This is a genomic window from Moorena producens 3L, from assembly GCF_000211815.1.
GTDB lineage: Bacteria > Cyanobacteriota > Cyanobacteriia > Cyanobacteriales > Coleofasciculaceae > Moorena > Moorena producens.
Window position 1 is genome coordinate 68,653 of the sequence record NZ_GL890832.1, and the last position, 25,897, is coordinate 94,549.

The 25,897-nt window shown below is 44.2% G+C and carries 21 protein-coding genes and 4 pseudogenes; 13 read left to right on the top strand and 12 right to left on the bottom strand.

The window, feature by feature from the left end:
- Positions 1-117: 117 nt before the first annotated feature.
- The 5 genes from purC to lpxA all read left to right on the top strand — a co-directional run bounded on the left by purC (position 118) and on the right by lpxA (position 6,665).
- Positions 118-846, top strand: coding sequence for a phosphoribosylaminoimidazolesuccinocarboxamide synthase (purC, locus tag LYNGBM3L_RS05780; RefSeq protein ID WP_008180181.1), 729 nt, complete (start codon positions 118-120; stop codon positions 844-846).
- Between the two features lie 325 nt (positions 847-1,171).
- Positions 1,172-3,796: a BamA/TamA family outer membrane protein gene (locus LYNGBM3L_RS05785; RefSeq protein WP_008180182.1), complete on the top strand. Its 2,625-nt coding sequence runs from the start codon at positions 1,172-1,174 to the stop codon at positions 3,794-3,796.
- Positions 3,797-3,938: 142 nt separating this feature from the next.
- On the top strand, positions 3,939-4,937 hold the full coding sequence (locus tag LYNGBM3L_RS05790; RefSeq protein ID WP_008180184.1) for a UDP-3-O-acyl-N-acetylglucosamine deacetylase: 999 nt from the start codon (positions 3,939-3,941) through the stop codon (positions 4,935-4,937).
- An 18-nt stretch (positions 4,938-4,955) separates the two neighbouring features.
- On the top strand, positions 4,956-5,468 hold the full coding sequence (gene fabZ / locus LYNGBM3L_RS05795) for a 3-hydroxyacyl-ACP dehydratase FabZ (protein ID WP_008180185.1): 513 nt from the start codon (positions 4,956-4,958) through the stop codon (positions 5,466-5,468).
- Between the two features lie 402 nt (positions 5,469-5,870).
- On the top strand, positions 5,871-6,665 hold the full coding sequence (gene lpxA / locus LYNGBM3L_RS05800) for an acyl-ACP--UDP-N-acetylglucosamine O-acyltransferase (RefSeq protein ID WP_044492344.1): 795 nt from the start codon (positions 5,871-5,873) through the stop codon (positions 6,663-6,665).
- Between the two features lie 101 nt (positions 6,666-6,766).
- Here the strand turns inward: lpxA and LYNGBM3L_RS48405 are convergent, their stop codons facing one another.
- Together LYNGBM3L_RS48405 and LYNGBM3L_RS42880 are read right to left on the bottom strand one after the other, a co-directional pair.
- Positions 6,767-7,732 (bottom strand): calcium-binding protein, encoded by a 966-nt coding sequence (locus tag LYNGBM3L_RS48405; protein ID WP_008180189.1) that lies wholly within the window; start codon positions 7,730-7,732, stop codon positions 6,767-6,769.
- 266 nt (positions 7,733-7,998) lie between these two features.
- On the bottom strand, positions 7,999-8,166 hold the full coding sequence (locus LYNGBM3L_RS42880; protein WP_154659686.1) for a hypothetical protein: 168 nt from the start codon (positions 8,164-8,166) through the stop codon (positions 7,999-8,001).
- Between the two features lie 143 nt (positions 8,167-8,309).
- Here LYNGBM3L_RS42880 and lpxB point away from each other — a divergent pair, with 143 nt between their 5' ends.
- On the top strand, positions 8,310-9,539 hold the full coding sequence (gene lpxB, locus LYNGBM3L_RS05810) for a lipid-A-disaccharide synthase (protein ID WP_008180191.1): 1,230 nt from the start codon (positions 8,310-8,312) through the stop codon (positions 9,537-9,539).
- A 51-nt stretch (positions 9,540-9,590) separates the two neighbouring features.
- On the opposite strand, the pseudogene LYNGBM3L_RS05815 reads toward lpxB, so the two are convergent.
- A pseudogene (locus LYNGBM3L_RS05815) lies at positions 9,591-10,168 on the bottom strand (Uma2 family endonuclease).
- Positions 10,169-10,219: 51 nt separating this feature from the next.
- Positions 10,220-10,465 (bottom strand): helix-turn-helix domain-containing protein, encoded by a 246-nt coding sequence (locus LYNGBM3L_RS05820; RefSeq protein WP_008180196.1) that lies wholly within the window; start codon positions 10,463-10,465, stop codon positions 10,220-10,222.
- Between the two features lie 107 nt (positions 10,466-10,572).
- Here LYNGBM3L_RS05820 and LYNGBM3L_RS05825 point away from each other — a divergent pair, with 107 nt between their 5' ends.
- Positions 10,573-10,827 carry a hypothetical protein gene (locus LYNGBM3L_RS05825; RefSeq protein WP_008180198.1) on the top strand — a complete coding sequence of 85 codons (255 nt, stop codon included), beginning with the start codon at positions 10,573-10,575 and terminating at the stop codon, positions 10,825-10,827.
- A gap of 61 nt (positions 10,828-10,888) precedes the next feature.
- Here LYNGBM3L_RS05825 and LYNGBM3L_RS05830 read toward each other — a convergent pair whose 3' ends face one another.
- From LYNGBM3L_RS05830 to LYNGBM3L_RS05855, 6 genes and pseudogenes are all read right to left on the bottom strand, one after another.
- Entirely contained in the window at positions 10,889-12,046 is a 1,158-nt protein-coding gene (locus tag LYNGBM3L_RS05830) for a glycosyltransferase family 4 protein (RefSeq protein ID WP_008180200.1), read from the bottom strand.
- Positions 12,047-12,066: 20 nt separating this feature from the next.
- Positions 12,067-13,506, bottom strand: coding sequence for an MFS transporter (locus tag LYNGBM3L_RS05835; RefSeq protein ID WP_008180203.1), 1,440 nt, complete (start codon positions 13,504-13,506; stop codon positions 12,067-12,069).
- Positions 13,507-13,745: 239 nt separating this feature from the next.
- Positions 13,746-14,711, bottom strand: coding sequence for a DNA repair protein RecO (recO, locus tag LYNGBM3L_RS05840; RefSeq protein ID WP_008180205.1), 966 nt, complete (start codon positions 14,709-14,711; stop codon positions 13,746-13,748).
- A 121-nt stretch (positions 14,712-14,832) separates the two neighbouring features.
- A complete protein-coding gene (gene deoC, locus LYNGBM3L_RS05845) occupies positions 14,833-15,513 on the bottom strand; it encodes a deoxyribose-phosphate aldolase (RefSeq protein ID WP_008180207.1) in 681 nt (226 codons plus the stop codon).
- Between the two features lie 101 nt (positions 15,514-15,614).
- Positions 15,615-16,295 (bottom strand): annotated as a pseudogene (gene pip / locus LYNGBM3L_RS05850) (prolyl aminopeptidase); the annotation flags it as partial.
- 21 nt (positions 16,296-16,316) lie between these two features.
- Complete coding sequence (locus tag LYNGBM3L_RS05855; protein ID WP_044492333.1) at positions 16,317-17,708, bottom strand: RNA-guided endonuclease InsQ/TnpB family protein; 1,392 nt, start codon at positions 17,706-17,708, stop codon at positions 16,317-16,319.
- A 52-nt stretch (positions 17,709-17,760) separates the two neighbouring features.
- Between LYNGBM3L_RS05855 and tnpA the strand changes: the two are divergent.
- Positions 17,761-18,286 (top strand): annotated as a pseudogene (gene tnpA / locus LYNGBM3L_RS05860) (IS200/IS605 family transposase).
- Positions 18,287-18,422: 136 nt separating this feature from the next.
- Here tnpA and LYNGBM3L_RS05865 read toward each other — a convergent pair.
- Positions 18,423-18,695 (bottom strand): annotated as a pseudogene (locus tag LYNGBM3L_RS05865) (alpha/beta fold hydrolase); the annotation flags it as partial.
- A gap of 155 nt (positions 18,696-18,850) precedes the next feature.
- On the opposite strand from LYNGBM3L_RS05865, the gene LYNGBM3L_RS05870 reads away from it, so the two are divergent.
- Positions 18,851-20,533, top strand: coding sequence for a hypothetical protein (locus LYNGBM3L_RS05870; protein WP_008180218.1), 1,683 nt, complete (start codon positions 18,851-18,853; stop codon positions 20,531-20,533).
- A 52-nt stretch (positions 20,534-20,585) separates the two neighbouring features.
- Positions 20,586-21,785 (top strand): glycosyltransferase family 4 protein, encoded by a 1,200-nt coding sequence (locus LYNGBM3L_RS05875; protein ID WP_008180220.1) that lies wholly within the window; start codon positions 20,586-20,588, stop codon positions 21,783-21,785.
- A 377-nt stretch (positions 21,786-22,162) separates the two neighbouring features.
- Here the strand turns inward: LYNGBM3L_RS05875 and LYNGBM3L_RS05880 are convergent, their stop codons facing one another.
- Positions 22,163-22,867 (bottom strand): riboflavin synthase, encoded by a 705-nt coding sequence (locus tag LYNGBM3L_RS05880; RefSeq protein ID WP_008180222.1) that lies wholly within the window; start codon positions 22,865-22,867, stop codon positions 22,163-22,165.
- A gap of 311 nt (positions 22,868-23,178) precedes the next feature.
- Between LYNGBM3L_RS05880 and LYNGBM3L_RS05885 the strand changes: the two genes are divergently transcribed.
- The 3 genes from LYNGBM3L_RS05885 to LYNGBM3L_RS05895 all read left to right on the top strand — a co-directional run bounded on the left by LYNGBM3L_RS05885 (position 23,179) and on the right by LYNGBM3L_RS05895 (position 25,888).
- Positions 23,179-23,679, top strand: a complete 501-nt coding sequence (locus LYNGBM3L_RS05885; RefSeq protein WP_044492346.1) for a bifunctional nuclease family protein — start codon at positions 23,179-23,181, stop codon at positions 23,677-23,679.
- A gap of 306 nt (positions 23,680-23,985) precedes the next feature.
- Positions 23,986-25,116 (top strand): aldo/keto reductase, encoded by a 1,131-nt coding sequence (locus LYNGBM3L_RS05890; RefSeq protein WP_008180225.1) that lies wholly within the window; start codon positions 23,986-23,988, stop codon positions 25,114-25,116.
- A gap of 199 nt (positions 25,117-25,315) precedes the next feature.
- Positions 25,316-25,888, top strand: coding sequence for a hypothetical protein (locus LYNGBM3L_RS05895; protein WP_063747921.1), 573 nt, complete (start codon positions 25,316-25,318; stop codon positions 25,886-25,888).
- Positions 25,889-25,897 lie beyond the last annotated feature (9 nt).

Sequence of the window (25,897 nt, forward strand, 5' to 3'; positions counted from 1 at the left end):
TTTGGCCGTAGGCCAAAGCGAACGCGATAGCGTCGGCTGTGGCCACTATATTTTACGAATCATTTAGGGCTGGTATATCTGTCAATATATTGTCAGTCAACCATCATCTTACTGATTATGTCCCCTGATCAAAAACTCTACGAAGGTAAAGCGAAAATCCTATATACTACCGATGACCCAGAGATTCTACTGACTCACTTTAAAGATGATGCCACTGCCTTTAATGCCCAAAAGCGAGGTCAGATTTCTGGGAAGGGTGAGATAAATTGTGCGATCGCATCTCATTTGTTCAAAGTCTTAGAAGAGAATGGCATAGCTACACACTTCATTGACCGTCCTACTCCCAACCAAATGTTGGTCAAACAGGTAAAAATTGTGCCCTTGGAGGTGGTAGTCAGGAACATTGCTGCTGGTAGTCTATGTCAACAAACTGGAATACCAGAGGGTCGGGTACTCCCGAAAGCCCTAGTGGAATTTTATTTAAAGAATGACGACTTAGGAGATCCCTTGTTAACACGCGATCGCTTACTACTGCTGGAACTAGCAACGCCTGAGCAGTTGAAGCAACTGATTGAGCAAGCGTTGCGAATTAACCAAATTCTGACTGACTTCTTCTATCAGTGTGGCATTACTCTAGTAGACTTCAAGTTGGAGTTTGGTCTAACCCCGTCTGAAGAACTACTATTAGCCGATGAAATCAGTCCTGATACCTGCCGCCTTTGGAACCAAGCCGAAACTGATCCGGAGCGTCGAGTGATGGACAAAGACCGATTTCGCAAGGACTTGGGAAATGTAGAACAAGCCTATCAGCAAGTGCTACAAAAAGTTCTTGAGAGCAAACTCTAATCAGCCTCTGACTAGACCTGACCGGGTAAAAACAAGTGACGGGATTGATGCCATCGTTAACCCGTAACCCAAAAAAAATCAGCACATTGGTAAAAATAACCACAGACGAACGAAAATAGACAACAGGCATGGGCATTGTTTGCTTAGGTCAAGTGTTCAGTCATGGTACTGTGGCTGACAACTAATAACTAATATAATAGTTGCTCCTATGGCACTGGAGTTGTTAGCCCTCCGTCAACCAGTAATCAATGGCTTACTGAGAGTTTACCAATGACCAATGACCCAATAGGAATGGTGTGTGGAAGTGTCAAAAACAAACAACACAATGCGTTTATCTCCCTTGTTAGCAGCAATGATCGCTGCTACTGCCAGTATTGGTGTATCCAAACCAACCCGTGGGCAAACCATTCAGTCCCTACCAGATGCACCTCAACAGAATTCCAGTGACGTAAAAACAGCATTACAAGCGGTTCCTGAAACAATTGCTGTGCAGGCAAAACCAACGACTGCCTCGGTGCTTGACTCTTCTGGGAACCAGGTGGCAGTACCGACCAAGACTGTTCTTGATGCAGTCGCTCATGGGGGAAACCCCCAAGACCGCGCTGCATCGCTTGTGCAGTCTGTGCCTACCACTCTCTCAGGGTCGAATTCTTCACCAACCCAGGTGGCAGTACCAACTAAACCAACTAAACTAGTCGTTCCGGTAGATTCTTCAGCAGCAGAGTTACCCTCCTTTACTCCAAAGCCACCCCTATCACCGGATAGCATGGAAGGGAGTGCTCAACTAACACCTCCGAATGGGATAGATCAACCGTCCCAACTTCCGGAACCCAATCAACTCGAGCCCCCTTCAACTCAACCTCCTTTATCAATCCATAGCATCGAAGGGATGGCTCAATTAACACCTCCGAATCGGATTGATCAACTGTCCCAACTTCCGGAAGCCACTCAACTCGAGCCCCCTTCAACTCAACCTCCTTTATCAATCCATAGCATCGAAGGGAGTGCTCAACTAACACCTCCGAATCGGATTGATCAACTGTCCCAACTTCCGGAACCCAATCAACTCGAGCCCCCTTCAACTGAGCCTCCTTCTGACTCCTCAGAAGTACGAGTACTGGTAGCAGAAGTCTTGATTACTGGCGCACCTCCCCAACTGGAAGAGGAAATTTATCGGGTGATTAAAACCCGACCAGGACGAGCAACCACCCGCTCTCAGCTTCAGGAAGATGTGAATGCTATCTTTGCCACAGGTTTCTTTTCCAGTGTGGATGTGCAGCCAGAAGATACTCCCTTGGGAGTTAGGATTAGCTTTATTGTCAGAGCTAACCCAGTATTGCGTCAGGTGGCAGTCAAAACAGAACCCCCGGGGGAAGGGCAACGGATCGTAAACCAGGAAAAAATTAATGAAATCTTCGGTGAGCAATATGGCTCAATCCTGAATCTGCGAGACCTCCAAGAGGGAATCAAACAATTAAACGATTGGTATAAGAAAGAAGGTTATGACCTAGCTCAAGTCATTGATGCTGAGCAAGTCTCACCGGATGGTACAGTCACCTTGGTCGTGGCAGAAGGGGTGATTGAAGCCGTTAAGGTGCGTTTTCTCGATGAAGATGGTAACCCGATTGTGGATGAAAATGGCAACCCAATTCCACCAATGACTGACCAGGAGGAACCGGTTGGGGGTAATACTCGCCCCTTTATTATTACCCGGGAGGTGGAGTTAAAATCCGGTACTGTATTTAACCGGAAGAAAGCCCAAAGGGACTTACAGCGAGTTTTTGGTTTAGGGATTTTCGATGATGTACGGTTTTCCTTTGAACCCGGTACTGACCCACGCCAGGTGGTGATAGTAGTAGACGTGATTGAGAAGAGTAGTGGCTCAATTGCGGCTGGTGCAGGTCTGAGTTCTGCCAGTGGTTTTTTTGGTACCGTGAGCTATCAACAGCAAAATCTAGGGGGTAATAATCAGACCTTAGGGGGAGAATTTCAGCTGGGAACCCGAGAGCTATTGTTCGATTTGAGCTTTACAGACCCTTGGATTGCAGGAGACCCCTTCCGCACCTCTTACACCGTAAATGCATTCCGACGGCGCTCGATTTCCTTGGTCTTTAATGGGGGCAGCGGTGAGAATAATATTAAAGTTCCTAATGATGATGATGATGGAGACCGCCCCCGGATTGTGCGCACTGGTGGTGGAGTGACTTTTCGCCGTCCTTTATCGCAAGATGTATTTAAACGGTCAGAATGGACAGCATCCCTAGGCTTGAAATATCAACATGTTGCCATTGAAGATAGTGATGGGGATGTCAGACCTGAATCTACAGATGGAGAACTTTTAAGCTTTAGTGACAGTGGTGAAGATGACCTAACTACTGTCCAGTTAGGGGCAGTGCGGGATTTACGCAATAGTACCACCCAACCTACTAAAGGTTCCCTACTGCGGTTGGGCATGGAACAATCTATTCCTATTGGTAGTGGCAGCATCTTAATGAATCGGTTAAGAGGTAGCTATAGTTTCTATATCCCTGTAGAATTCACCAACTTTACCGAAGGACCTCAGGCTCTTGCCTTTAACATTCAAGGGGGCACTATCTTGGGGGATTTACCTCCCTATGAAGCTTTTATTATTGGTGGTAGTAACTCCGTGCGGGGGTTTGCTGAGGGAGACCTAGCATCAGGACGTAGCTACCTTCAGGCTACTGCAGAATATCGCTTCCCCATTTTCTCAGTCATAGGGGGCGCTCTATTTGTTGACGCTGGCACTGACCTTGGTTCTGCTGGTGCTGTTCCTGGTGAACCTGGTGAGCAGAGAGATTTACCCGGTACTGGTCTCGGTTACGGTCTTGGGGTTAGAGTGCAGTCACCACTTGGTCCGATTCGGGTAGACTTTGGTTTAAATACCGAAGGGGACAGTCGTCTTCACTTTGGTATTGGAGAGAAGTTTTAATTGTTAATTGTGAATTGTTAGTTGTTAGTTGTGAAGTGTTAGTGGTTAATTGTGAATTGTTAATTGGGATTTGTGATTGGTTAATTTCAATTTTCAATTTTCAATTTTACTGCCTTTATTGATATAAACGTTACCAAAAAAAATGTCTTCAGTATATTACACCTTGGCTGGTATGTTTGAACGCTCTGGTGTTGGACTGCACAGCGGTATTTCAACCAAAGTAAGGGTACTACCAGCTGCTGCTGGAGAAGGACGATATTTTGTGCGGGTTGACCTACCAGGTAAACCGGTTATTCCAGCAAACATAGATGCAGTTTCAGATACCACACTATCTACGGAACTCTCGACATCAGCCCAGTATGGAAACGCTACCGTTCGTACGGTGGAACACCTTTTAGCTGCACTGGCTGGTAGTGGTGTGGATAATGCTCAGATTGAGATTGATGGTCCAGAAGTGCCTCTTTTAGATGGTTCGGCGAAGGTGTGGCTGGAAGCTATCCAGGAGGTGGGAGTAGTAGCAGCAGGGGTTCGAGGAATCGAGGGAAAAGCATACGAGAGCTTTACACCCGGACAAGTTCGAGCTACCCTAACACCCCGTCACCTCCTAACTCCCTCAGAAACAACACCTATCCCTTTTGTATTAAACGAGCCAGTCTCGGTTTATCACGGAGATGCCTTTGTAACCGCTCTACCAGCACCCAAAACTCGATTTACCTATGGCATTGACTTTGCGTTACCAGCTATTGGTAAACAATGGTATAGTTGGACTCCAGAACAGGACAATTTTGCTGATGCGATCGCACCAGCTCGCACCTTTGGCTTGGCTGATCAAATTGACCAGCTGCGCGATCGCGGTTTAATTAAAGGTGGTAGCTTGGACAATGCTCTGGTTTGTGGTCAACACGGATGGGTTAATCCTCCCTTACGATTTTCAAATGAGCCAGTACGTCATAAACTTTTAGACTTAGTAGGGGATTTGAGTTTATTAGGACGTTTTCCTGTTGCTCATATCCTGGCCTATAAAGCTAGCCACCATCTCCATGTCCAACTTGCCAAAAAGCTGGCTGAACGCATGGGTTGCAAGTTAAACACAAAGAAGGTTGAACCTTTAAAAATTAACAAACTAACCTGCAATCTGTAATTTTATTAAAGTACGCTTATGTCCACACTGACTGACGTTAACACGCCAAATAACTCTACCGGAACTACCAAGGATGTAAATGATGACTCATCGACTAAAACAGTTCTAACCGTCGAAGACATTCATAAACTACTCCCCCATCGGTATCCTTTCGCATTAGTTGATCGGATTATTGACTATGTTCCAGGTAAAAGAGCTGTAGGTATCAAAAATGTTACCTTCAACGAACCTTTTTTTCAAGGACATTTTCCTGGACGACCCTTGATGCCTGGGGTGATGATCGTGGAAGCTATGGCTCAGGTTGGCGGGATTGTATTAACCCAAATGCCCGATAGTCCTGAGGGATTATTCGTATTTGCAGGGATTGACAAAGTTCGTTTTCGGCGTCCCGTAGTGCCAGGAGATCAACTGGTGATGACTGCGGAACTGTTGTCCATCAAGCGCAGTCGTTTTGGTAAGATGCACTCAGTTGCTACTGTTGATGGTAAGAAAGCAGCAGAAGGCGAGCTTATGTTCTCTATAGTGGATTAAAACATGATTAGCAAGAGCTTAGAAAGTTATTTAGTTGTTCGCCTTTGGCGTCCCTTTTAGGGTAGGTTATTTGCTTGAAAGTTATTTGGTTGTTCGCCTTTGGCGTCCCTTTTAGGGTAGGTTATTTGCTTGAAATACTTGACTTTGGAGGTTAAAAGTTAATGTTATATATTATGACTACAACCTGCAACATTAAACCTTAAACCTGCAACAGTCAACCTTAACCCTTAAACCTGCAACAGTCAACCTTAACCTTTCAACATTAAACCTTAAACCTGCAACCTTTAACCTTCAACCTTTAACCTGCAACCTGCAACCTGCAACAGTCAACCTTAACCTTTCAACCTGCAACCTGCAACCTGCCAGTATTGTTAGTCATTGGTCACTTTGGTGTTTGGAAAATTGGCAACACTTATTCATCCTACTGCTGTTATCCATCCTGGTGCTGAACTACACCCGACAGTTCAGATTGGTGCCTACGCGGTGATCGAAGATAATGTGAAAGTTGGTCCAGAAACAACCATTGGTGCCCATGTGGTTCTTTCTGGACCAATGGAGATCGGAGCCAGGAATCAAATCTTTCCAGGAGCAGTACTGGGTTCGGAACCCCAAGACCTCAAGTATGATGGTGCTCCTAGCTGGGTGAGAATTGGTGATAATAATCTAATTCGAGAGTACGTCACCATTAACCGAGCCACCGGGGCAGGAGAAGCAACTGTAATTGGCAATGGCAATATGCTAATGGCTTATAGTCATGTTGCTCACAATTGTGTAATTGAAGATTATGTAATTATCGCTAATGGAACTGCTATAGCGGGTCACGTTTATATTGAGTCCCAGGTGAGAATTAGTGGGGTGTTGGGAATTCATCAATTTGTCCACATTGGACGTCTAGCTATGGTCGGTGGGATGAGTCGCATTGACCGGGATGTTCCACCCTATATGCTAGTGGAGGGAAATCCATCCCGAGTGCGATCGCTTAACTTAATCGGTCTTAAACGGGCTGGACTGACAACTGGTGAGATTAGACAGCTAAAAAATGTATTCCGGAAGCTCTATCTTTCAGGACAACCGTTCACTCAAGCCCTCCAAACTTTGGAATTGCCACCAGATAACCCACATGTGCAGCACCTGCATCAGTTTTTGCAGTTGTCTGTCATGGAAGGTCGTCGGGGTTTGATTCCTGGTCGTCGGTGAAAAGGGTAAAGGTTATCAAGGTTTATTTCAAATTCCTTTTACCTTTAACCTTTACCCTTTGCTAACCTATTTTAGAGATTCTTAATTAAGAAAATAGGAGATTAAAACACAAAATCTGCTTCTGTGATATCACCAGAATCTACACCAGTCAAGACAGCTAATGGTTGATTATTGATGGTGGTGATTATGGTATCGTCATTTTGTTCAAAAATCGAAATCTGGCCAAAGGTCAGACCATCTAACTGCAACAGATCTTCGCCATCGGTAAAGTCAGTGATGGTGAGTTTGCCTACTGTTGACAAGACAAAGGTATCTTGCCCACTGCCACCAGTTAAAATGTCATCTCCTGGGCCACCGATCAGGGTATCGTCATCATTTCCGCCTTCGAGGGTATCCTGACCATTGCCACCTTTGAGGGTGTCATGACCGTCCCCTCCAAACAGTTGATCGTCACCGTCACCACCGTCGAGGTAGTCTTCCCCAGCAAAGCCTAGAAGGGTATCTTGACTGTTAAGCCCTTTGATAATATCGTCACCTCCGCCACCTTCAAGGCTGTCATTGTTGGAAGTACCGATTAGAGTAACACCAGCTTCCTCAAAGCTAAGGTTGTCAAGGGCGAAGCGGAAAGCAGCGGCATCATTGAAATCGATCACGACCCGGTCTATTGGTGTACTAATACCAGAAAGGGAGAACAGACCCTCGGTAAAGCTTGGCTGTGAACTAGTATCGACTGCGATCGTATTTACCAATGTGGAGCCATCATCAAACAGTTCCACTGTAAAACCAGGTGTGAGAGTAGCAAAGGTACTCAGCGCCACCCCAAACTCAAGCTCGGAAACCGGTGCATCAAAGTCAAGGGTTAGGATTCCGGCGGCATCACCTTCCAAACTCGGATCTTGTACAAAAGCAATTGATCCTGGACCGAAGGAACCATAATTGGCATCCGTTGAATCTACCCCACCGACTTTGAAATCAAATGTGACCCCCATGAAACTTAGGTCATCAACCGGTTGAAAAGGCAGTTCATCGAAGGTCAGAACTGTTGTGTTAGTGGAATTGGTAGACATCTTTATTTCTCCTAAAAAAAAATTTTAATTGCACCCTATAGTATGAATATTGTGATTTTAGCTTGATGGAATTAGCGCAAATCACTAATGATTTTCATTTTATTCATTTTTTATGATACTTTAAAAAATATTAAAATTGGATGAATTAAATGACTAGTTTTAATGAAGTTTATGTGAATAATTTAAAATTCCATAAAATTGTAAAACTTATCTTTTAAAAGAAAATACTTAAGTATAAAAAATTTACATAATTAGTGATTAAGCTTTTATGGATTTAAATGTCCGTTCCCGTAGCGTGACCGTAGGTCAATCCCGTAGCGTGACCGTAGGTCAATCCCGTAGCGTGACCGTAGGTCAATCCCGTAGCGTGACCGTAGGTCAATCCACTGGCGCAAAAGCTGGTCTACCCTCTCCCCATCTCCCGATCTCCTCATCTCCCCAAAGGGCCCCTATTCACAATTTCAAGGTGTGACAGCTTACCCTCGCCTGGCACTGATACCATGTTTCAGTGGTCAGGTAATTTAGATATGGTTACTGTCTACTGCCTATTTCCCTAATCCCTATCCACCCATTAACCATGACTCTCAAAACCATCTTTATCAGTACTGGCGAGGTATCTGGTGATTTACAAGGGGCTCTACTGATTGAAGCATTGAAACGTCAGGGAACAGCAGCTGGCTTAGAGTTAGAGATTGTTGCTCTAGGGGGTGATCAAATGGCTCAAGCTGGTGCGAAGCTGTTGGGTAATACCACCAGTATTGGTTCTGTGGGAATTCTGGAATCTCTACCCTTTGTGCTGCCTACCCTGAAAGTCCAAGGTCGTGCCAAACAGTATCTCCGGCAGCAGCCCCCTGACCTAGTGGTGCTGATTGACTACATGGGACCAAATTTGAGTATTGGGAGTTTTCTTAAGCGTGAACTACCGCAAGTACCGGTAGTGTATTATATTGCTCCCCAAGAGTGGGTTTGGTCTATCTCTAAGCGCAACACCAGGATTATTGTAGAGATGACTGATATCATGTTGGCAATTTTCCCAGAAGAAGCCCGTTACTTTGTGGAAAAGGGAGCGTCAGTTAGTTGGGTAGGTCATCCCCTGGTAGATCGGATGGAATCTAGCCCAAGCCGGGAAGAGGCTCGTGCTACCTTAGGCATAGCTCCAGAACAAACTGCGATCGCACTTTTACCTGCCTCTAGACAACAAGAAATTAAGTATCTCATGCCTGTAGTCTTTGAAGCCGCCAAGCAGCTACAGTCACAATTGTTGGATACTAAGCAAACACGGGTTAGCCAGTCAAAGGGTGAAAGGTTAAGGGAAAGTCAACCTGATTCACCACTATTTTGGATTCCCCTATCTTTAGAAGCCTATCGCCATCCCATTGAAGAAGCAGTAAAGCGCTATGGTTTACAAGCTAAGGTGGTTGCTGGTCAAACCAAGGAAATCTTGGCTGCTGCTGATTTAGCCATTACCAAGTCAGGTACAGTGAATTTGGAACTAGCACTACTAGATGTGCCCCAGGTGGTTTTCTACCGAGTTAATCCCTTTACCTACTGGCTTGCTCGCACCTTCTTGAAGTTTTCGATTCCCTTCATGTCTCCCCCTAACTTGGTAGTAATGCGTTCGATTGTGCCGGAGTTGTTACAAGAGCAAGCCACACCAGAGAATATTGTCCGGCAATCTTTAGAACTACTTTTTAATCAAGAACGGCGTCAGCAAACCCTGAAGGATTATCAGAAAATGCGCCAGTTATTGGGTGAAGTAGGCGTATGCGATCGCGCTGCTAAGGAAATTTTCCAGCTAATCAGCTAAGTGGTCAAAGGCTAATGGCTGATTGGTAATAGCTTAATGCTTACAATCCTGCTAATTCCAAACCAATTCCAAGTCTAAGACAAAGCCAGGTAAAACATCTTCTCCCGATAATGTTTTGGGAGATTTCAACACCTCTACAGCTTGATGGATTCGATAAATTTCAACCGTCTTATGATTAGGGTCAATTAACCAACCCAAACCCAGTTGATTATCAATATAATCCTGCATTTTTTGGCGTAACGGTTCCATATTGTCACTCTTTGAACGCAACTCCATTACAAAATCAGGACAAAGGGGTGGGAAAGTTTCTTGTTGTTCAGGGGTTAATGCATTCCATCGTTTTTGAGTAACCCAAGCTGCATCAGGAGAACGAATTGCCCTATTGGGAAGTCGAAAAGCAGTAGAGGAGTTAAAAGTAACCCCCAGTTTGGTTTGGCGATTCCATACCAAAGTTGTCCTTCTATATCAATGTTGCGTTTTCCAGTATTCCCCCCAGTGGGTGGCATAACAATTAATTTACCTGTAGCACTACGTTCTAAGCGCAAGTCTCGATTAGCACTAGCAAGTTGTTCAAACTGCTCGTCAGTAACTCTGAGGCTGGGAGGAATGTTGATCGGAAGGGTATTCATGAATCAATCTCAAGTTATCCCTTATAGATATATCTAGCAATTGCTTCGCAATTAAGACGAATCGTTGTCTTGCCTGGGACAACCCAAGTAAAGTTTAACAAAATCTTCCGCTGCTGCTGGATTAATCTGATACAGTGCATCCCGAAGTTGAATCACCATCTCAGCGCCTGGATCTCTAATTTCATTCACCCAACGGTATATATTTGAACGCCCAATTCCCATCAGCACAGCGACTCGATTCTGGCTGATGCCGTAGCTTTCTAATACTTGTTTGAGGGCTTTGCCTGCTTTTCCCATGCCTCAAATTCTGTCATTTACTCAGGACTGAGTAAATGGCACCAAATGGACTACAATGAGGACGACTAATTGTAGTCCATTCGGTAACAATAAGAAGGTAACTTCCCATGTCCAACAACTTTCTACCAGAACCGGAAGAAACTGCCTCGGTACCAGCCTCCGAGCCTACTCCCACACCACCTCAACCCAAGCGAGAACCTGTGCAAATCCTAGTCATTGGTTCAAGTAACAGCATCACCAAAATCATCCACACCCAATACAAACTCGGTTTTGCTGAAATCAGCGAATGGAGTCCCTTAATGCCTGCTTCCATTCCCGGTAAACAGATGCGTGCTCTTACTCGCTACGTTTCTACCAATTAACCTCCCTCTTCACCATAAGGGCAACTTAGCATGAGGTTAACTTCCCAAACAACAAAAAAAACTAAGCACGACCACTCAATTGCAAAAGCCTAATTTCTACAACCTCTTCATAAAGCCTTTCGAGCTGAGTAATATTCCCACTTAAGGTATAGCGCTCTAGAACCCTTGCCCTAGCTTTGTGACCAAGCAAAGTAGTCCAGTCTCTGTGGTCACGCAATAGGGGCAATAGGGTTTTCAGTTGGGATGTCACCCCATGGGTATTGAGAATTACCCCAGCACCATCCTCTAACACTTCCCCATCAGCTCCAGCATCTGTGGCTACACAAGCCACACCACAAGCCATGGCTTCCAGTAATGATAAGGACAGCCCTTCCAATAGAGAAGGTAAAATAAACACATCCGCTGCCCGCAAAATCTCAATCCGTTGTTGCTCGGAAGCCACAAATCCTAGCCAAATGACATTTTGTTCTTCCCCATAAAATGGTTTCAATGAGGCTAATAACGGTCCATCACCAGCAATCACTAGCTTGCTGGATTTACCCAGGTTACAGTGTTTCCACGCTCGCAGCAGCGCTTCCACATTTTTTTCCGTAGCAATCCGACCTTGATAAACAAACAGGCGTTCCGCTTTGAACTGGGATGCAAACTCAGAGGTACACTGGGAGTATCCTGGAGAATATTTCTGGACATCCACCCCATTGGGAATAACTGCTAGCTTGTGATCAGGAACCCCAACCCGGCTTAGGACATCCCGTTGGAGTTGAGAAAAGATAATCACTCGGTCGTAGTGGGCGAGAAACGGCGCATAAACTTGATAGGTCAGCAATTGGGTTCCCGATTGCAAATTGCGTCGTTTACCATCAAAGGGCGGATGGAAGGTCGCCACTAGGGGTAAATTGAGTTCGGTACAGATTTCCGGTAACAGGAAGTCTAAAGGAGATAAAGTTAAGGAAGCATGAACCAGATCAGGTTTGAGCTCCTGTAGCGATCGCTTCAAAACCTTACTGGCGGTTAGGGTTGGAATGGTATACATCTGAGACTTGTACAAGCAAGGCAGTGGTACCTCCTGACAACCCCACCAAGTCCGGTCCTCTTCTTCTTGGGCAAAGTGGAGGAAACTGACCTGGTAGCCCCGGTCGAGCAGAGCATTGGTCACTTCTCGATTGTAGGTGACGTTACCACAAAAAGGGGATTTTTTTCCGAGCCAGGCGATATGCATTCCGGTTGGTAGTTAAGTCTCTATTGATGACGTTTATTTAAATTATTTAATCTATTACCGGAAATATACCAGTTTAAGAACCCACCTAAGAACACAAGTGCTGCTAAACCAAGAAATACAGGTTGTAAACCCAACCAAGTTTCTGCGATCCCCGCTAAGGCTAATGGTAAACTCAAGGCGATATTAATAGCGTTGTTTTGTAGTCCGAAAACTTTGCCCCGCATCTGTTCTGGTGTTTCTGCCTGGATGGTAGTCTGCATCGGGATACCCACCAAAGCCCCAAACCCCCCCAATACCATTGTCATCAGTAAAGCCAGCCAGAGATTGTTAGTGAATAGGGACAACCCTACTAAGGCTACTCCCATACCTACAGAACCAGACAGACTTAAATCTACATAGGAGGTGTCATCAAACCAGTTTCCTAGGATTGCTGCACTAATCGCCATCCCAATTCCACCTGCTGCTAACAAGAAGCCAAACTGGGAAGCGGTGATCCCAGGTAGGTTTTCCGCGAGTCTTACCGCCAGAACGGCTAAAGCAGCAAAAACGGAAAACAGAATAACTTGTTGAATCATAGCATTGCGGACATTTCGATGGTGTTGTACGTAACGCAGACCATCGGCAATGTCTGCCCACACATAAGGTTGCTCAGCCTTAGACTTTGCCCGATTTTCACCCGTTCTCAGTAACAACAACACTAATCCTGCGATCGCATAAGACCCTCCTACCAAAACTTCTTTCCCCAAGTACACGCCGAAATGTAGCTGAGCTCCCAAGCTATCCGCTAAGGCTAACAACGGTTCACCCACAGCAAAACCAATGATTAAGGAAGCCATCATGGTTGTAGTATATAGGGAGTTGGCCGACAGTAGGTGGTGCGGTTTCACAATCAAGGGAATTACCGCTTGTTCTGCTGGGGCAAAAAATTGGGTCAGGGTAGAGACTAGAAATGTAATCACTAATAAGACGTAAAAGCCGAGTGGCACATTGGAGACTGATGTCCAGCCTTGAGTAAAGGACAACAACCCAGGCACTAACAACACCAGTGCGCCTCGCAACAGATTGGTTAGCACCAGCACATCTTTTTTTGACCACCGATCCACATAGACGCCAGCCAAGGAACCAAATAGAACTGCTGGGATGGTAAAGGCAATCATGATAGCTGATACCCAGCCACTGATAGTTTGATCAGCGTCTTGAAAGCGACTGGTTATCAAGGCAATCATTAACACCAGATAAACTTTGTCTGCTAGCTGAGAGAAGACTTGACCACTCCATAGGGCTAAGAAGTTGGAATTTTTTAGAACTGGTAGAAATCCTTTATCCGGTGATGAATCCAGTTCCTGATCCCTTAGCTCATCACTTCTCGATGAGGGTTTTGCCACCAAATCAGACTTGGTGAAATCAGACGTGGGGTCTGGGGAGTGTTTTTGTTTTTTTCCAGGCTCCGATGATCGCATTCTGGCTTTTCTGGGTTAGGCTTTTTTATTACCAGTAACAACTTTTTTAGATAGTCATACTGTTACTATGAATGGATGATTTACTCGGCAATTGGTAATTAGTAAATGGTAATTATTAATTGATAATTTAATACCTTAATCTTGCTGCTTTTAAACACCAAAATTATATTGTCATTACCCATTAACTATTATTTATTACCCATTATTTATTACCTATTAACAGACCCGGATTATGAGTATTAGTTAACAGACGACAACGCATCCACTAAAGCCGCTGAGCGAATTGAGCGACCAAAGTGATACTGAGCGTAGTCTCGTAAAATTCGCTCCAGCTTCACCCAGAGTGAATCTATAGACTCAGCCGCCTTCCACCCTCCCAATTGCTCTTTTAATAGTGTAGTCAGCTGAGGTAATTCAGCAGCTGCCAGTTGTTGAAGCAGGGTTAACTCCAGAGCATTCAGCTTATGATTTACTCGTGGAGGAGGGGGTAGGATGACATCAGTATCAGTGTTGCCAGTGGTTTGAGTCAACCTCTCTACTTTATTCGGAATAGTTCGATTCGGAATAGTTCGATTCGGAATAGTTGGATTGGGTAAATCCTTCATATTGGACTCATGACTGACTAAACTAATAGTGCCACCTGCTTCTACACTAAAACCAACCCGCCAATTCGGGTCAGTCAAATCTGGACTTAAAGTGTGTTGTGTGATACAACAAAGTTGCACTTGAGGTGCTATTCCGGCCAGGGCAAGCAGGTGAAAGACACCATGGGACAAATGGGCTAACACTAAGGACAACCCTGAGGGATTAGCTGTAATTTTAGGTAACTGCTCCAGACGCCGTAGATGTTCATTAAGTAGTTCGTAGAGTTCTTCCTGAGGCTGCTCACTCAAAGCATGACAGAGAACTAATTCTGCCAGATACTGGCTAGCTGCCAGTTTACTGAGCTCCTGACTCAATCCTGGGTAGGATTCTGTAGTTTCTGCTTGGATAATTTTATCTAGCGATCGCCCTTTTGCCAGCAGTAGTTGATTGACCACAAACAAGCCACTCCTACCACCTAATTTCGATTTCTGCTTCCTTGCCCCTGGTGCCACTACCCGAATCAGACCCAACTCCCTAGTTAAAATTGTCACCAACCTGTCCGCTTCCCCCAGCGGTATACTTTTCAGATTAATTCCAGTGGCTTTGTAGGTTTGACTCATTCGTCATTATTACTTGCTAATTTTTAATTTTTAATTTTTAATTTTTAATTTTTAATTTTTAATTTTTAATTTTTAATTTTTAATTTTTAATTTTTAATTTTTAATTTTTAATTTTTAATTTTTAATTTTTAATTTCCAAGTTATCCCGTTGTCGCAGCAAGTCAGGACCACGAGACGTGCCTAGCCTAGTTGCTCCAGCAACGACTAAATCCAAAGCTTGCTCGATGGTTCGGATACCTCCTGATGCCTTGATTCCAACTTGCCCCTTGGTGACTTTTTTCAAAAATCGGACATCATCAATTGTGGCACCACCATTCCAGCCAGTGCTGGTTTTGATAAATTGCGCCCCAGCATCCATACAGATTTCCGCAGCAAGACGTTTTTCCGTATCACTCAGCACAGTAGTTTCCAAGATGACTTTGACGGTTTTACCCGTTTCTTCACAGATTTGGGCAATTTCTTGGTAAAGTTCCTCGGTTTTACCGGCTTTCAAACCACCGAGGTGAATCATTACATCCAGCTCTGTCGCTCCATTTTCCACTGCCTCTTGGGCTTCATAAAGCTTAGCAGTGGGTGTTGTGGCACCAATCGGAAAACCAATCACGGTACAAACCTTTGGTACTCTACTGTGGAGGAGTTCAGCCGCTTGTTTGACGTAAACTGGCGGGACACACACTGTAGCAAACTTATATTGGTCTGCCTCTTGACACCATTTTTCCACCTGCTCTGGTGTAGCCGTGGGAATAAGCAGGGCATGGTCGATTATGGGAGCAATATCAATGTCTGGATAGTCTATATCCATCGCTATATAAGATACTTAAGTAAAAATCAACCAACTTCTCAGTATAACAGTTAACAGTCAACCGTTAACCGTGTCAGGCTAACAAGGCTGCTGTCACCCAGTCAGGTCAAAAACTTATCCGTTGCTTCGATCAAAGCACTGCGAATACCTGGTTCTGCCATGGAATGACCGGCATCAGGTACCACAATCAACTCAGCTTCTGGCCAAGCCTGATGTAATTCCCAAGCTGATACCATCGGACACACCACATCATAGCGTCCCTGGACAATCACCCCAGGGATAGATTTAATCCGGTCTACATTCCTGAGTAACTGGTCTTCTGGTTCAAAAAAGCCTTTATTGACAAAGTAATGACACTCAATTCTGGCAAATGCATCAGCAAATTCACCCTCACCAAACTTTTGGATCAGGCTTGGGTCTTGAAAGAGTTTACTCGTACTTGCTTCCCAAATTGACCAAGCCCGAGCTGCTGAATTGCGGGTTTAAGGATCCGGACTGGTCAACCGTTGATAGTAAGCAGAAATTAGATCATGGCGTTCTGCTTGTGGAATCGGCTTGATATAGTCTTCCCAAGCATCAGGGAAAATATAGCTTGCTCCCTCCTGATAGAACCAAAGAATTTCTTTTTGCCTAAGCATAAAAATTCCCCGCAATATCAGTCCTAGACAGCGTTCAGGATGGGTTTGACTATAGGCTAAAGAAAGAGTGCTACCCCAACTACCGCCAAAAACTACCCACTGGTCAATACCCAGTTTTACTCGCAGTTTTTCGATATCACTAAGTGATGTACCACACACGCTCCGCTACGCTTTCAGTGTGGGCTTCTGATGCTCATAAAGAGCGGTCAGAGCTTCCTTTGAGGTACTATTAGTAGTAGATTCAACAACTACAGGCTTCCCTCTACGGCGTTTTATAGTCGGGAACACATCCAGCCCGACTCGCTTTATGTTGATTGATGCGTTGACATCTCTATCGACAATCAGCTTTAATTCCTGATCGAAATACTCTCGCATATCTCGGTCGGTGAACACAAATTCATCTCGATAAGAGAGGAGTTGAGATGTGTAATTTGGCTTGACTTCGACTACACTGGCGTTAGCTTTTGCGGCTACCTGACCCAGCACTTCAAAGAACTGACCAAAGCCTGCATCTAACCAAGACTTGTTAAGTCCTGATTTTGATGATTGACCATTGGATAAGAACGTACCATCTCGCCCTCGTTTAGGAGTATTGCGACGAGTTAAACCCTTGAGGTTCAGCTTCTCGTGAAAGAAGACTTTCTTACCTGTATTCACCAGTTGATGAGCAGTTTTGTACTGGAAATCTTCACGACTCCTAGCTATCTGTTGATGAATACGGGCTTCCCGTTTTGCTAGTTTACGTCTGGCTTTACTTCCTTTTTTACGCTTATTTTTGCGTTGAGAAACTGTGGTTAACTTGTCTTGATTCCGACGAAGTGGTTTAAGGGAGAGGAGTTTCTTGCCATCGGATATTGCTAGATAAAAGCCTCTATCTAGAACAGCATCCATTCCAATTGAGTTTTCCCAAGTAGGAATAATGTCATCAGGGTTGAACTCCGGCACTGACTTATCCTCTAGGCTCAGGTTGCAGTACCATCCGTCAGCTTTCCTTGTAATTGATAGCTGTTTTAAGTTTGCACTATCAGGTAACGGTCTGTGTATTCTCAGCTTAATCAAACCAATTTTAGGAACTTGAACAAACAACCATTTTCCGTTAACAGTACAGAACTTTAACCAAGAATTATCAGCATTTGTAAAGTTTAACGTCCGATATCTGGCAACATTATTAAATCGAGGCTTGCCACTGCGTTTACCATTTTTGTCATCTGCTATAAACCTGTTAAAAGCGTTTTTTACTCTTGTACAGACATCTTGCAAAACAGTTGAATAAACCTCAGTAAAGTCTATCAACTCTCCAGACCATCCAATCTTAACCAAGTCTTTCTTGATAACTGGAAGTTGCTTTTTCTGGCTGTAGAAATTGGGCTGATCTTTAAGCTCCGGAAGGTAACAGATTAATGGACAGGCATTGACCGGACATCTATTTTTCTGCCACCAATCAAAACGCTCACCCAACATCCGGTTATACCAATATCGACCAACTCGCAGCCACTGGTTCAGTGTGAGTGTTTGTTGAGTCTCTGGATATAGTCGATATTGATACGTGTATTTCATTGGTGTTAACTTTTAAGCTACACTGATTATAGCAGACAACAGCAGGATTGTTATGAAGAATGACTTTTTATCCAAGGGTCGGTCTGTCTGTGACCTTAAAGCTCATCTCGTCTTGACGACCAAGTATCGTCGCAAAGTCTTTACTGGTGAGATGATTAGCCGTTTACATGAAATTTTTGAAAACTTACTTCAACAACAAGAATGTCAGCTTGTTAGCCTTGATGGGGAAAAAGACCATGTTAACCTGCTGTTCCAGTATCACCCTGACATTCACCTGAGTAAACTGGTTAACTCATTAGACATCTCCAGACACTCGGTTTTGACCCAGGCAGTGCAAGGGTTTGAGGTTAATTTTTGGAGATGTCTATTGAAGAGTGTCTCAAGCCGAAAAATAAGAGTAGAATTTGGTGAACAACTAGCCATAATTTACTACAAAAAACCTGCACAAGTGGAATAGTTCTTACTTTATTGCTAGTTGTGGTGGCGTTACTATTTCTACTCTTAAAAAGTACATTGAAAACCAAGACACTCCTGAGATGAGCAACAAAAACCCTGCACAAAATTCATCCCGGAGATGAAACCTTAGAATAGTGGAGCCTTACTACAAAAAGATTTAACCCTTAACTCACAGACTGCCAACTATAAAGGCTCCACTATTCTTGCGGTAACTTCTGACCACGCTCACGCTACGCTTTGAGACGTGGGATGAATTTTGTCAGAAGCTAAATCCCAGGTAGTGTTCTGCTCAAGTTCAGCATGGGGGATACTTTTACCACAACCCCGTTGGTCAAACATGACAATTCGCCATTTCCGTGGGTCAAAGTATTGGCGATAAACCGGTTGGCTACCACCTCCTGGTCCTCCGTGTAACACCACTACTGGCTGACCTTGTGGGTTACCGGACTCTTCAAAATAAATGGTGTGGAGGTTAGAAACTGTTAGGGTTTGCTGGTTGTAAGCTTCGATGGGGGGATAGAGTTCTCGCATAGTTTTGGCTTGGGGTTACAGTTACGATTACATAAAGTACATACAAAAATAATTATCTCCAAACCTCTATGGTGAACGTAATATCCTAGTAATCCGGCTTAGCTGAGTGTCACCTGCTCACACTCAACCGTCAACCGTCAACTGTAAACTATCAAATGATCAAAGAGTTTCTCAAGCGGAACAAATCCCTTCATCGCAGGGTTAAGCTCTATAAGCGCAGACAGCGCATTATTCGAGATCAGCCCAGGTGGGATTTGGTCTTGAAAGGGTCTCTAAACCAATGGCAAAATGCCCTAAAGGCTGCCCAAACTGGCTCTAAGATTCTGGTAGCTACTAGTGTGGGTGGGGAAATCCATTCCATCACTTTAGAAAGTCTACTAGCAGTGGGCTTAACCCTCAGGGGTGCTCAAGTTCACATTTTGCTCTGTGATGGTATTTTACCGGCTTGTTTTTGGTGTGATGTTAGTTTTTATCCCAAACAGGACTTGTTTGTAAATCATGGTCCTAAACGTGACTTATGTAACGACTGCTTTCCCCTAGCCGATCGGATCTATAAGCCTCTAGGATTGACTATCCATCGCTACAGTGAATTTCTCACAGATACAGATTACCAACAGGCCAAGGAGATAGCTAGCAGTCTCACTATTGCTGAAATTGAAAAGTACACCCTAAATGGGGTAGCTGTAGGAGAACACGCTTTAGCGGGAGCTCTGCGATTTTATGCTCGTGCTTCCCTGGAAGGGGAACCCAATGCTGAGCCGATTCTCAAGCGTTACTTCCAAGCCGCAATCCTGACCACTTGGGCAACCCGTCGGCTGCTGCAAACGGTTAAGGTTGAGTGTGCTGTATTTAACCACGGCATTTATGTTCCTCAGGGGTTGACTGGTGAAGTAGCCCGTCAGCAAGGGGTGCGAGTGGTGAACTGGAATCCTGCTTATCGCAAACAATGCTTTATCTTTAGTCACCATCAAACCTATCATCACCAGCTGATGTGGGAGCCAGTAAGTAATTGGGAAACTATACCGTGGACTTCCCAGATGGAACAGCAGTTGATGGACTATTTGAAAAGTCGCTGGCAAGGAACTCAGGATTGGATTTGGTTCCATGAAAGTCCTCAGTTTGACCTGACCAAGATTACTGATGCGGTAGGAGTAGACTTTTCTCGTCCTTGTATTGGGTTACTGACTAATGTGATGTGGGATGCTCAACTCCATTACCCAGTTAATGCTTTTCCTAATATGCTGGAATGGGTATTGACAACTATTCGGTATTTTGCTAAAAGACCAGAGTTACAGTTGTTAATTCGGATTCACCCAGCCGAGATTCGAGGGACTTTGCGATCGCGTCAACCCTTGTTTGAAGAAATTCGTCAGGTTTTCCCCACTCTGCCTCCAAATGTGTTTGTGATTCCTCCAGAAAGTACCGTTAGCACCTATGCTGCTATCCTCCAATGTAATGCGGCTCTGATCTACGGCACTAAAATGGGCGTAGAATTAACTAGCATGGGTATACCTGTAATCGTTGCAGGAGAAGCGTGGATTCGTAATAAAGGCATAACTATGGATGCCAGTTCTGTAGAGGAGTATGTTCAGTATTTAGATCAGTTACCCCTAGGGGATGGCTTACCTGAGGCAATCATAAAACGAGCAAGAAAGTATGCCTATCACTTTTTCTTCCGCCGCATGATTCCCCTAGAGATGACCACCGAAGCTAGTAATCCATCGGAATTTAAACTTCAGGTATGTGATCTCAATGAATTCATTCCTGGTAAAAGTAAAGGATTAGATGTTATTTGTGATGGCATCTTGACCGGAACCGAGTTTATCTATAGTAATTAGTTAATTATCAAGTAGCAATTATAATTTTACTTGGTAATTAAGTAAGGAAAATATGATAAAAATTGCTGTTGATGCTACACCAATTCGCCATAAGTTAAGTGGCATTGGAATGTATGCCTTAAATTTAATTCAGGCACTCCATAAGCTACAAAGTCAGGAAGACTTTCAGTTAAGTGTCGCCTATCAACCAAGTGTAAGAAAATGGTTATCTCGTGATTGGTCATTTCTTGAAGTGCTAACTAGGCATTTAGAGATTAAAAATCTAGAGATTAAAACTATACCGTTACCGGTTACTATCTCTAGTTTACTAGCCACTGTACCTAATCCCATTTTACCTTATTGTGAGCAATACTTAGGCAATCATGATATCGTCCATGGTACTGATCATGTGGTTTATCCCTGTCGAAAAAGCTTGCGGGTTATGACGATTCATGACCTAACTTTTATTAAATATCCTCAGTATGTTAACTCAATTGTTAAAAGCTATACTGCTCGGGTAAAACAATGTTTACGGTGGACTGATTTAGTGATTACTGTTTCCCAGTCTACTAAACAGGATATCGTCAATTACCTAGGAGTAAATCCTGACAACATCCAAGTTATTCCTCAAGCTAGCCGTTACTCTACTTTAGATTTACCCAATACACTAGATTTACCGAATAACACGGTTCAGTCTTTGGTGACATCAGTTAATTACGACTTCGCCCAACCCTATATTTTATTTGTGAGTACTCTTGAGCCTAGGAAAAATATTAATACTCTGATTGCAGCATTTAATTATTTAAAACAACGGCATCAAATTGAGCATCAGTTAGTACTGATTGGACAAAAAGGATGGTGCTATGAATCTATTTTTTCTGCTATTGCTAGTTCCCCGTGGAAACACCATATTCATCATTTGGGCTACTTATCCGATCAACTAGTAGCCTGGTTTTACTCAAATGCAGATGTTTTTGTCTATCCTTCCTACTATGAAGGGTTTGGTCTGCCCGTCTTGGAAGCGATGACTTTGGGTGCTCCTGTGATTACCTCTAATACTTCATCCCTGCCTGAAGTAGCGGGAGATGCGGCAATTTTAATTGACCCTAATCAGCCAATTGAATTAGCAGATGCTATGGTCAAGGTGATCAGTAATTCTCCATTGCGGGAGGAATTGATTAGAAAGGGTAAGGAAAGAGCGATGCTATTCTCTTGGGAGAGAACGGCAAGGGAAACTCTAGCAGCCTATAGATTTTTAGTAGGAAAGGTTTAGTAGGGAAGGGAAGAGGGTGAAGAGTACTTGAGGAATCGAGTTTTGTAGATCATTAGTTAGATCATTAATTAGAACATTAATCAGAATGCGATTGACCAAAGGTCACGCTTCGCGAACGCATTTCTGTTGAACCTGATTATTCCAGAAGCTCCGGGTCAATTCCCATCACCCTTAACCGCTCTGCTAGCCGCTGTGACCGTTGCCGTTCTTGCTCTAATAGCAACCTTGCCTGTTGTGCTTGTTGAGCCTCTGTTTCGGTCCAGGTCGGAATCCAATAGAATGTGAAGTCTCAAGTGTGAAATGTGAAGGTTGGGTTGTTTAGTTGTTCACCTTTGGCCTCCCTGATCTTTCACAAACATGAAACAGCCCTACAGGCTTCAGCCAGGGTAGGATGTCAAATACCCATGTTCTAGCAGAAATTCCGGCGAAATTTCATCAATCCCTTCAGGCGTTGGCACTCGGTTACCCAGCAACTTATCGACATATTTCCCTAAAATGTCACTTTCGATATTCACCCAATTGCCAGTCCGTAAGTGGCTAAGATTCGTATAGCTGTAACTATGGGGAATCACCGCTACTTTGAACCAACTGCCGTTGGGGTCACACTCAGCAATCGTTAGGCTGACCCCATTGACGGCAATGCTACCCTTGGGAACAAGATAACGAGCTATCTTATGCTGCCACACATCCATCAAGGAAGCTGGTGCTGTAAAGCACATTTCCCAGGAGTTTGGTGTTTGTAAAGATTCCGTTAAGCAGCCAATACCGTCAATGTGACCTGTTACAAAGTGACCCCCTAGTTTGCTACCCACACGCAAAGACGTTTCCAAATTAACGTAAGAAGTTGTCTGTAGCCTTTGTCCAAGGGTGGTGCGCCCCTGAGTTTCATCAGAAGCAGTGGTCGAGAAGCCTGTGGGCAAAACTTTCTCTACCGTTAGGCAAATTCCATCCACTGCTACACTATCACCAGGTTCTAAATCCTGTAAGATAACATCCATAGCATCAGAGGTACCGGAAACAATAAAGCGATCGCTTCCGATTGGTCCGATTGTGCCGAGAGCTTGAATTAATCCTGTAAACACTGTTGTTTATACTGTTCTTCTGTAAGCGGATGAACTGGTGCAACTAGACTGTTAGTAGGAAAAGAGCTGGCATAAGTTTGTGTTTTTTTAGTGAAGTGGCCAAACAAATTTCCTGAGACTAAGGCATACTTGGAGAATACAATCTTGTTGATCTCACCGAATTGGATTCTCAAGGGCTAATCTTACCGTTGACCGGTAACGTGAAAAGAACAGATCTGGCAAGGGCAAGTTTCGGTGCCCGTCTGTACAGTACTAGTTTACCGCTTCGCTTTGATGCCCCTGATGCTGACCGTATTCTAGAGGCTAAGCTGATGATTGAAATGAGAGTTGCTGGCATTGCAGTAGATACTGTAACACGTAGCCCCATCGTGTTACTCAAAGATGTCTTAGATCGGCGTGCTCTGCCAATCTATATTGGGCAAGATCAAGCAAAGGCAATTATCAGTGCTTTGGAAAGACAAACGCCACCGCGTCCCCTGACCCATGACCTAATGGTCAATTTCCTGGAGGAGTGGAACATAACACTGGATCGTGTTATAATACACTCTCTCCAGGATAACACGTTCTATGCCAGCCTCTGTGTTAGTCAGGGTGAGACAAAGAAAGAAATTGATGCTCGACCAAGTGATGCCATCTCCATCGCCCTGCGTACTGGCAGTCCGATTTGGGTGATGGAAGAAGTTATTGCTGATGCTTCGATACCTGTAGACCAAGATAAGGATGAAGAGGAGCGTCGAGCTTTTCGGGAATTTGTATCTAATATCCGCCCAGAAGATTTTCTTCACCGTGGAGGATATAGTCGTGGTAGCTAAAGCCAAAATATTGGGATTAAACGGGATTTAACAGCAACAATATATTAATTGCTCTGTCAAAAAATTATAGAGATGTTTCTGAAAGCCTTACCATTTAGCCATTGGTGAGAGTTTTCCAGATGCTCTAACCCTGATGCCATACCGCAAGTGACCCTTGGGCTCAAGAGATATATCCCAAACTATGCTCGAAGCTATGACCCAAGCTATACCCCAAGACAATCGATGGCCATCAACTGAATTTTTGGCGCAACTGTTTTTTGGGCAACGTTTTAACCAAAGATAAGATTATTCCAGCAGTTGGGCAACATGCGTTATCGGCGGTTTGGAAAAACTAATCTCCAGCTTTCAGTGTTTTCTTGTGGCACCATGCGTTGCTTAGGGTCTGAGTCAAATGCTCAGAAGACAGTGCAACAGGTAATCGCTCAAGGAATTAACCACTTGGAAACTGCCAGGGGTTACGGCAAGAGTGAAGAATACCTTGGTAACATCCTGAAAGCTGGATTGTCAGTACCACGAGACCAGCTATATATAACCACCAAGATTCCACCAACCCCTGATGCTGATTTGATGAGTCAGTGGATTAATGATTCCTTAGAACGTCTACAGCTCGATTATGTCGATTGTTTAGCAATTCATGGGATTAACACTGAAGAGCATCTGTCCTGGGTAAAGTCTGACAGTGGCTGTATGGCAGCTGTCCAAAAAGCCGTAGCCCAGGGACGTATAAGGCACGTTGGTTTCTCAACCCATGGTTCAATACAAGTGATTCTAGGGGCAATTCAAACAGATTTTTTTGAATTCATCAACCTGCATTACTATTACTTCTTTCAACGCAATGCTGCGGCGATTGAATTGGCTGATCAGAAGGATATGGGCATCTTCATCATATCTCCTGCTGATAAAGCAGGCAAACTCTACACCCCACCACCAACGTTAGAGAAACTGTGCCATCCCTTCTCGCCACTAGAACTGAACTATCGATTTTTATTAAGCGATCCCCGCATTACTACCCTTAGTATTGGACCGGCTAACCCAGATGAGGTGACCCTGCCTTTAAGTGTCGCTAACCGAGACGAGTCTTTGAGCCCAATGGAAGTGGCAGCATTCTCTCGTTTGGAAACCCACTTGAACAATGCTCTAGGAACTGACCGCTGTAGTCAATGCTACGCTTGTCTACCTTGCCCAGAAACCATTAACATTCCAGAAGTCTTGCGGCTGCGCAATCTTGCTTTGGCTTACGACATGAGCGAGTTTGGTCAATATCGCTATCAAATGTTTGAAAATGCTGGTCATTGGTTTAGGGGGGTCAAGGGAAACCGTTGTACCCAGTGTGGTGAGTGTCTTCCCCGTTGCCCCGAACAACTGGATATTCCTTCCTTACTCTCTGATACCCACCAGCGTCTTAATGGTTCTCCTAGGCGTCGTCTGTGGGGATAAGGTAGTTGGTTGAAGGTTGGTTGGTTGAAGGTTGAAGGTTGGTTGGTTGAAGGTTGGTTGGTTGGTTGAAGGTTGAAGGTTAGTTGGTTGAAGGTTGAAGGTTAGTTGGTTGAAGGTTGAAGGTTAGTTGGTTGAAGGGTTGAAGGTTGAAGGTTAATGGGTATCACTATTGATTTGACTGATGCTTTAGTGCATTCCTATGGATAAAAGAAACACCGTTAGTAAAATACATCCCTTGTCTGTTGTGCCTTGTGTATTCTGCCTTGTGTTTCTAGAGAGCTGTTTTCTGGTTGGCTGGAAGCCTGAACCAGTTTTAGCTCAAAAGACTGTAGGAGTGCAGCCGGACACAGAAGCTGTGAATTTAAATTTCCTGCAGCCAGATAATCTTCCTAATGATGGGTCTGTGATTACTGCTGATACTATCTCTCAAACTAAGCTCACTACTCCAAGTTTCTGGTGGGCTGATGAACAGTTTGGCGGTAAGCTACTGGATAATTGGTTAGCTTATCCGAGTAAACGCCGGGTAGATTTGGTAGTGAATCGCCAACTCTGGAGTCTGCTTAACTATCTGGGTAGGTATGCTTTTATTAACAAAATGGGCAACGTTGCCAGAGATTATAACTATAATACCAGAGTATTTAACCAGCGAGGAAAGCCTTTAGGAGCTTATACCTGTGATGGTAATTCCATGTGCCAGGTGGAGGTATGTATTCCTGGTCAAGTCCCTTTAGCTGGCAAAGTCTCGGCCTTTTGCCAGTTATCACAAAACTAGAACAGGCAA

What these genes read in the sequence shown, in the direction of transcription:
- purC (WP_008180181.1), top strand. Translation starts at nt 118, where the DNA reads ATGTCCCCTGATCAAAAACTCTACGAAGGTAAAGCGAAAATCCTATAT.
- LYNGBM3L_RS05785 (WP_008180182.1), top strand. Translation starts at nt 1,172, where the DNA reads ATGCGTTTATCTCCCTTGTTAGCAGCAATGATCGCTGCTACTGCCAGT.
- LYNGBM3L_RS05790 (WP_008180184.1), top strand. Translation starts at nt 3,939, where the DNA reads ATGTCTTCAGTATATTACACCTTGGCTGGTATGTTTGAACGCTCTGGT.
- fabZ (WP_008180185.1), top strand. Translation starts at nt 4,956, where the DNA reads ATGTCCACACTGACTGACGTTAACACGCCAAATAACTCTACCGGAACT.
- LYNGBM3L_RS48405 (WP_008180189.1), bottom strand. Translation starts at nt 7,732, where the DNA reads ATGTCTACCAATTCCACTAACACAACAGTTCTGACCTTCGATGAACTG.
- LYNGBM3L_RS42880 (WP_154659686.1), bottom strand. Translation starts at nt 8,166, where the DNA reads ATGAGGAGATCGGGAGATGGGGAGAGGGTAGACCAGCTTTTGCGCCAG.
- lpxB (WP_008180191.1), top strand. Translation starts at nt 8,310, where the DNA reads ATGACTCTCAAAACCATCTTTATCAGTACTGGCGAGGTATCTGGTGAT.
- LYNGBM3L_RS05820 (WP_008180196.1), bottom strand. Translation starts at nt 10,465, where the DNA reads ATGGGAAAAGCAGGCAAAGCCCTCAAACAAGTATTAGAAAGCTACGGC.
- LYNGBM3L_RS05825 (WP_008180198.1), top strand. Translation starts at nt 10,573, where the DNA reads ATGTCCAACAACTTTCTACCAGAACCGGAAGAAACTGCCTCGGTACCA.
- LYNGBM3L_RS05830 (WP_008180200.1), bottom strand. Translation starts at nt 12,046, where the DNA reads ATGCATATCGCCTGGCTCGGAAAAAAATCCCCTTTTTGTGGTAACGTC.
- LYNGBM3L_RS05835 (WP_008180203.1), bottom strand. Translation starts at nt 13,506, where the DNA reads ATGCGATCATCGGAGCCTGGAAAAAAACAAAAACACTCCCCAGACCCC.
- recO (WP_008180205.1), bottom strand. Translation starts at nt 14,711, where the DNA reads ATGAGTCAAACCTACAAAGCCACTGGAATTAATCTGAAAAGTATACCG.
- deoC (WP_008180207.1), bottom strand. Translation starts at nt 15,513, where the DNA reads ATGGATATAGACTATCCAGACATTGATATTGCTCCCATAATCGACCAT.
- LYNGBM3L_RS05855 (WP_044492333.1), bottom strand. Translation starts at nt 17,708, where the DNA reads ATGAAATACACGTATCAATATCGACTATATCCAGAGACTCAACAAACA.
- LYNGBM3L_RS05870 (WP_008180218.1), top strand. Translation starts at nt 18,851, where the DNA reads ATGATCAAAGAGTTTCTCAAGCGGAACAAATCCCTTCATCGCAGGGTT.
- LYNGBM3L_RS05875 (WP_008180220.1), top strand. Translation starts at nt 20,586, where the DNA reads ATGATAAAAATTGCTGTTGATGCTACACCAATTCGCCATAAGTTAAGT.
- LYNGBM3L_RS05885 (WP_044492346.1), top strand. Translation starts at nt 23,179, where the DNA reads ATGATTGAAATGAGAGTTGCTGGCATTGCAGTAGATACTGTAACACGT.
- LYNGBM3L_RS05890 (WP_008180225.1), top strand. Translation starts at nt 23,986, where the DNA reads ATGCGTTATCGGCGGTTTGGAAAAACTAATCTCCAGCTTTCAGTGTTT.
- LYNGBM3L_RS05895 (WP_063747921.1), top strand. Translation starts at nt 25,316, where the DNA reads ATGGATAAAAGAAACACCGTTAGTAAAATACATCCCTTGTCTGTTGTG.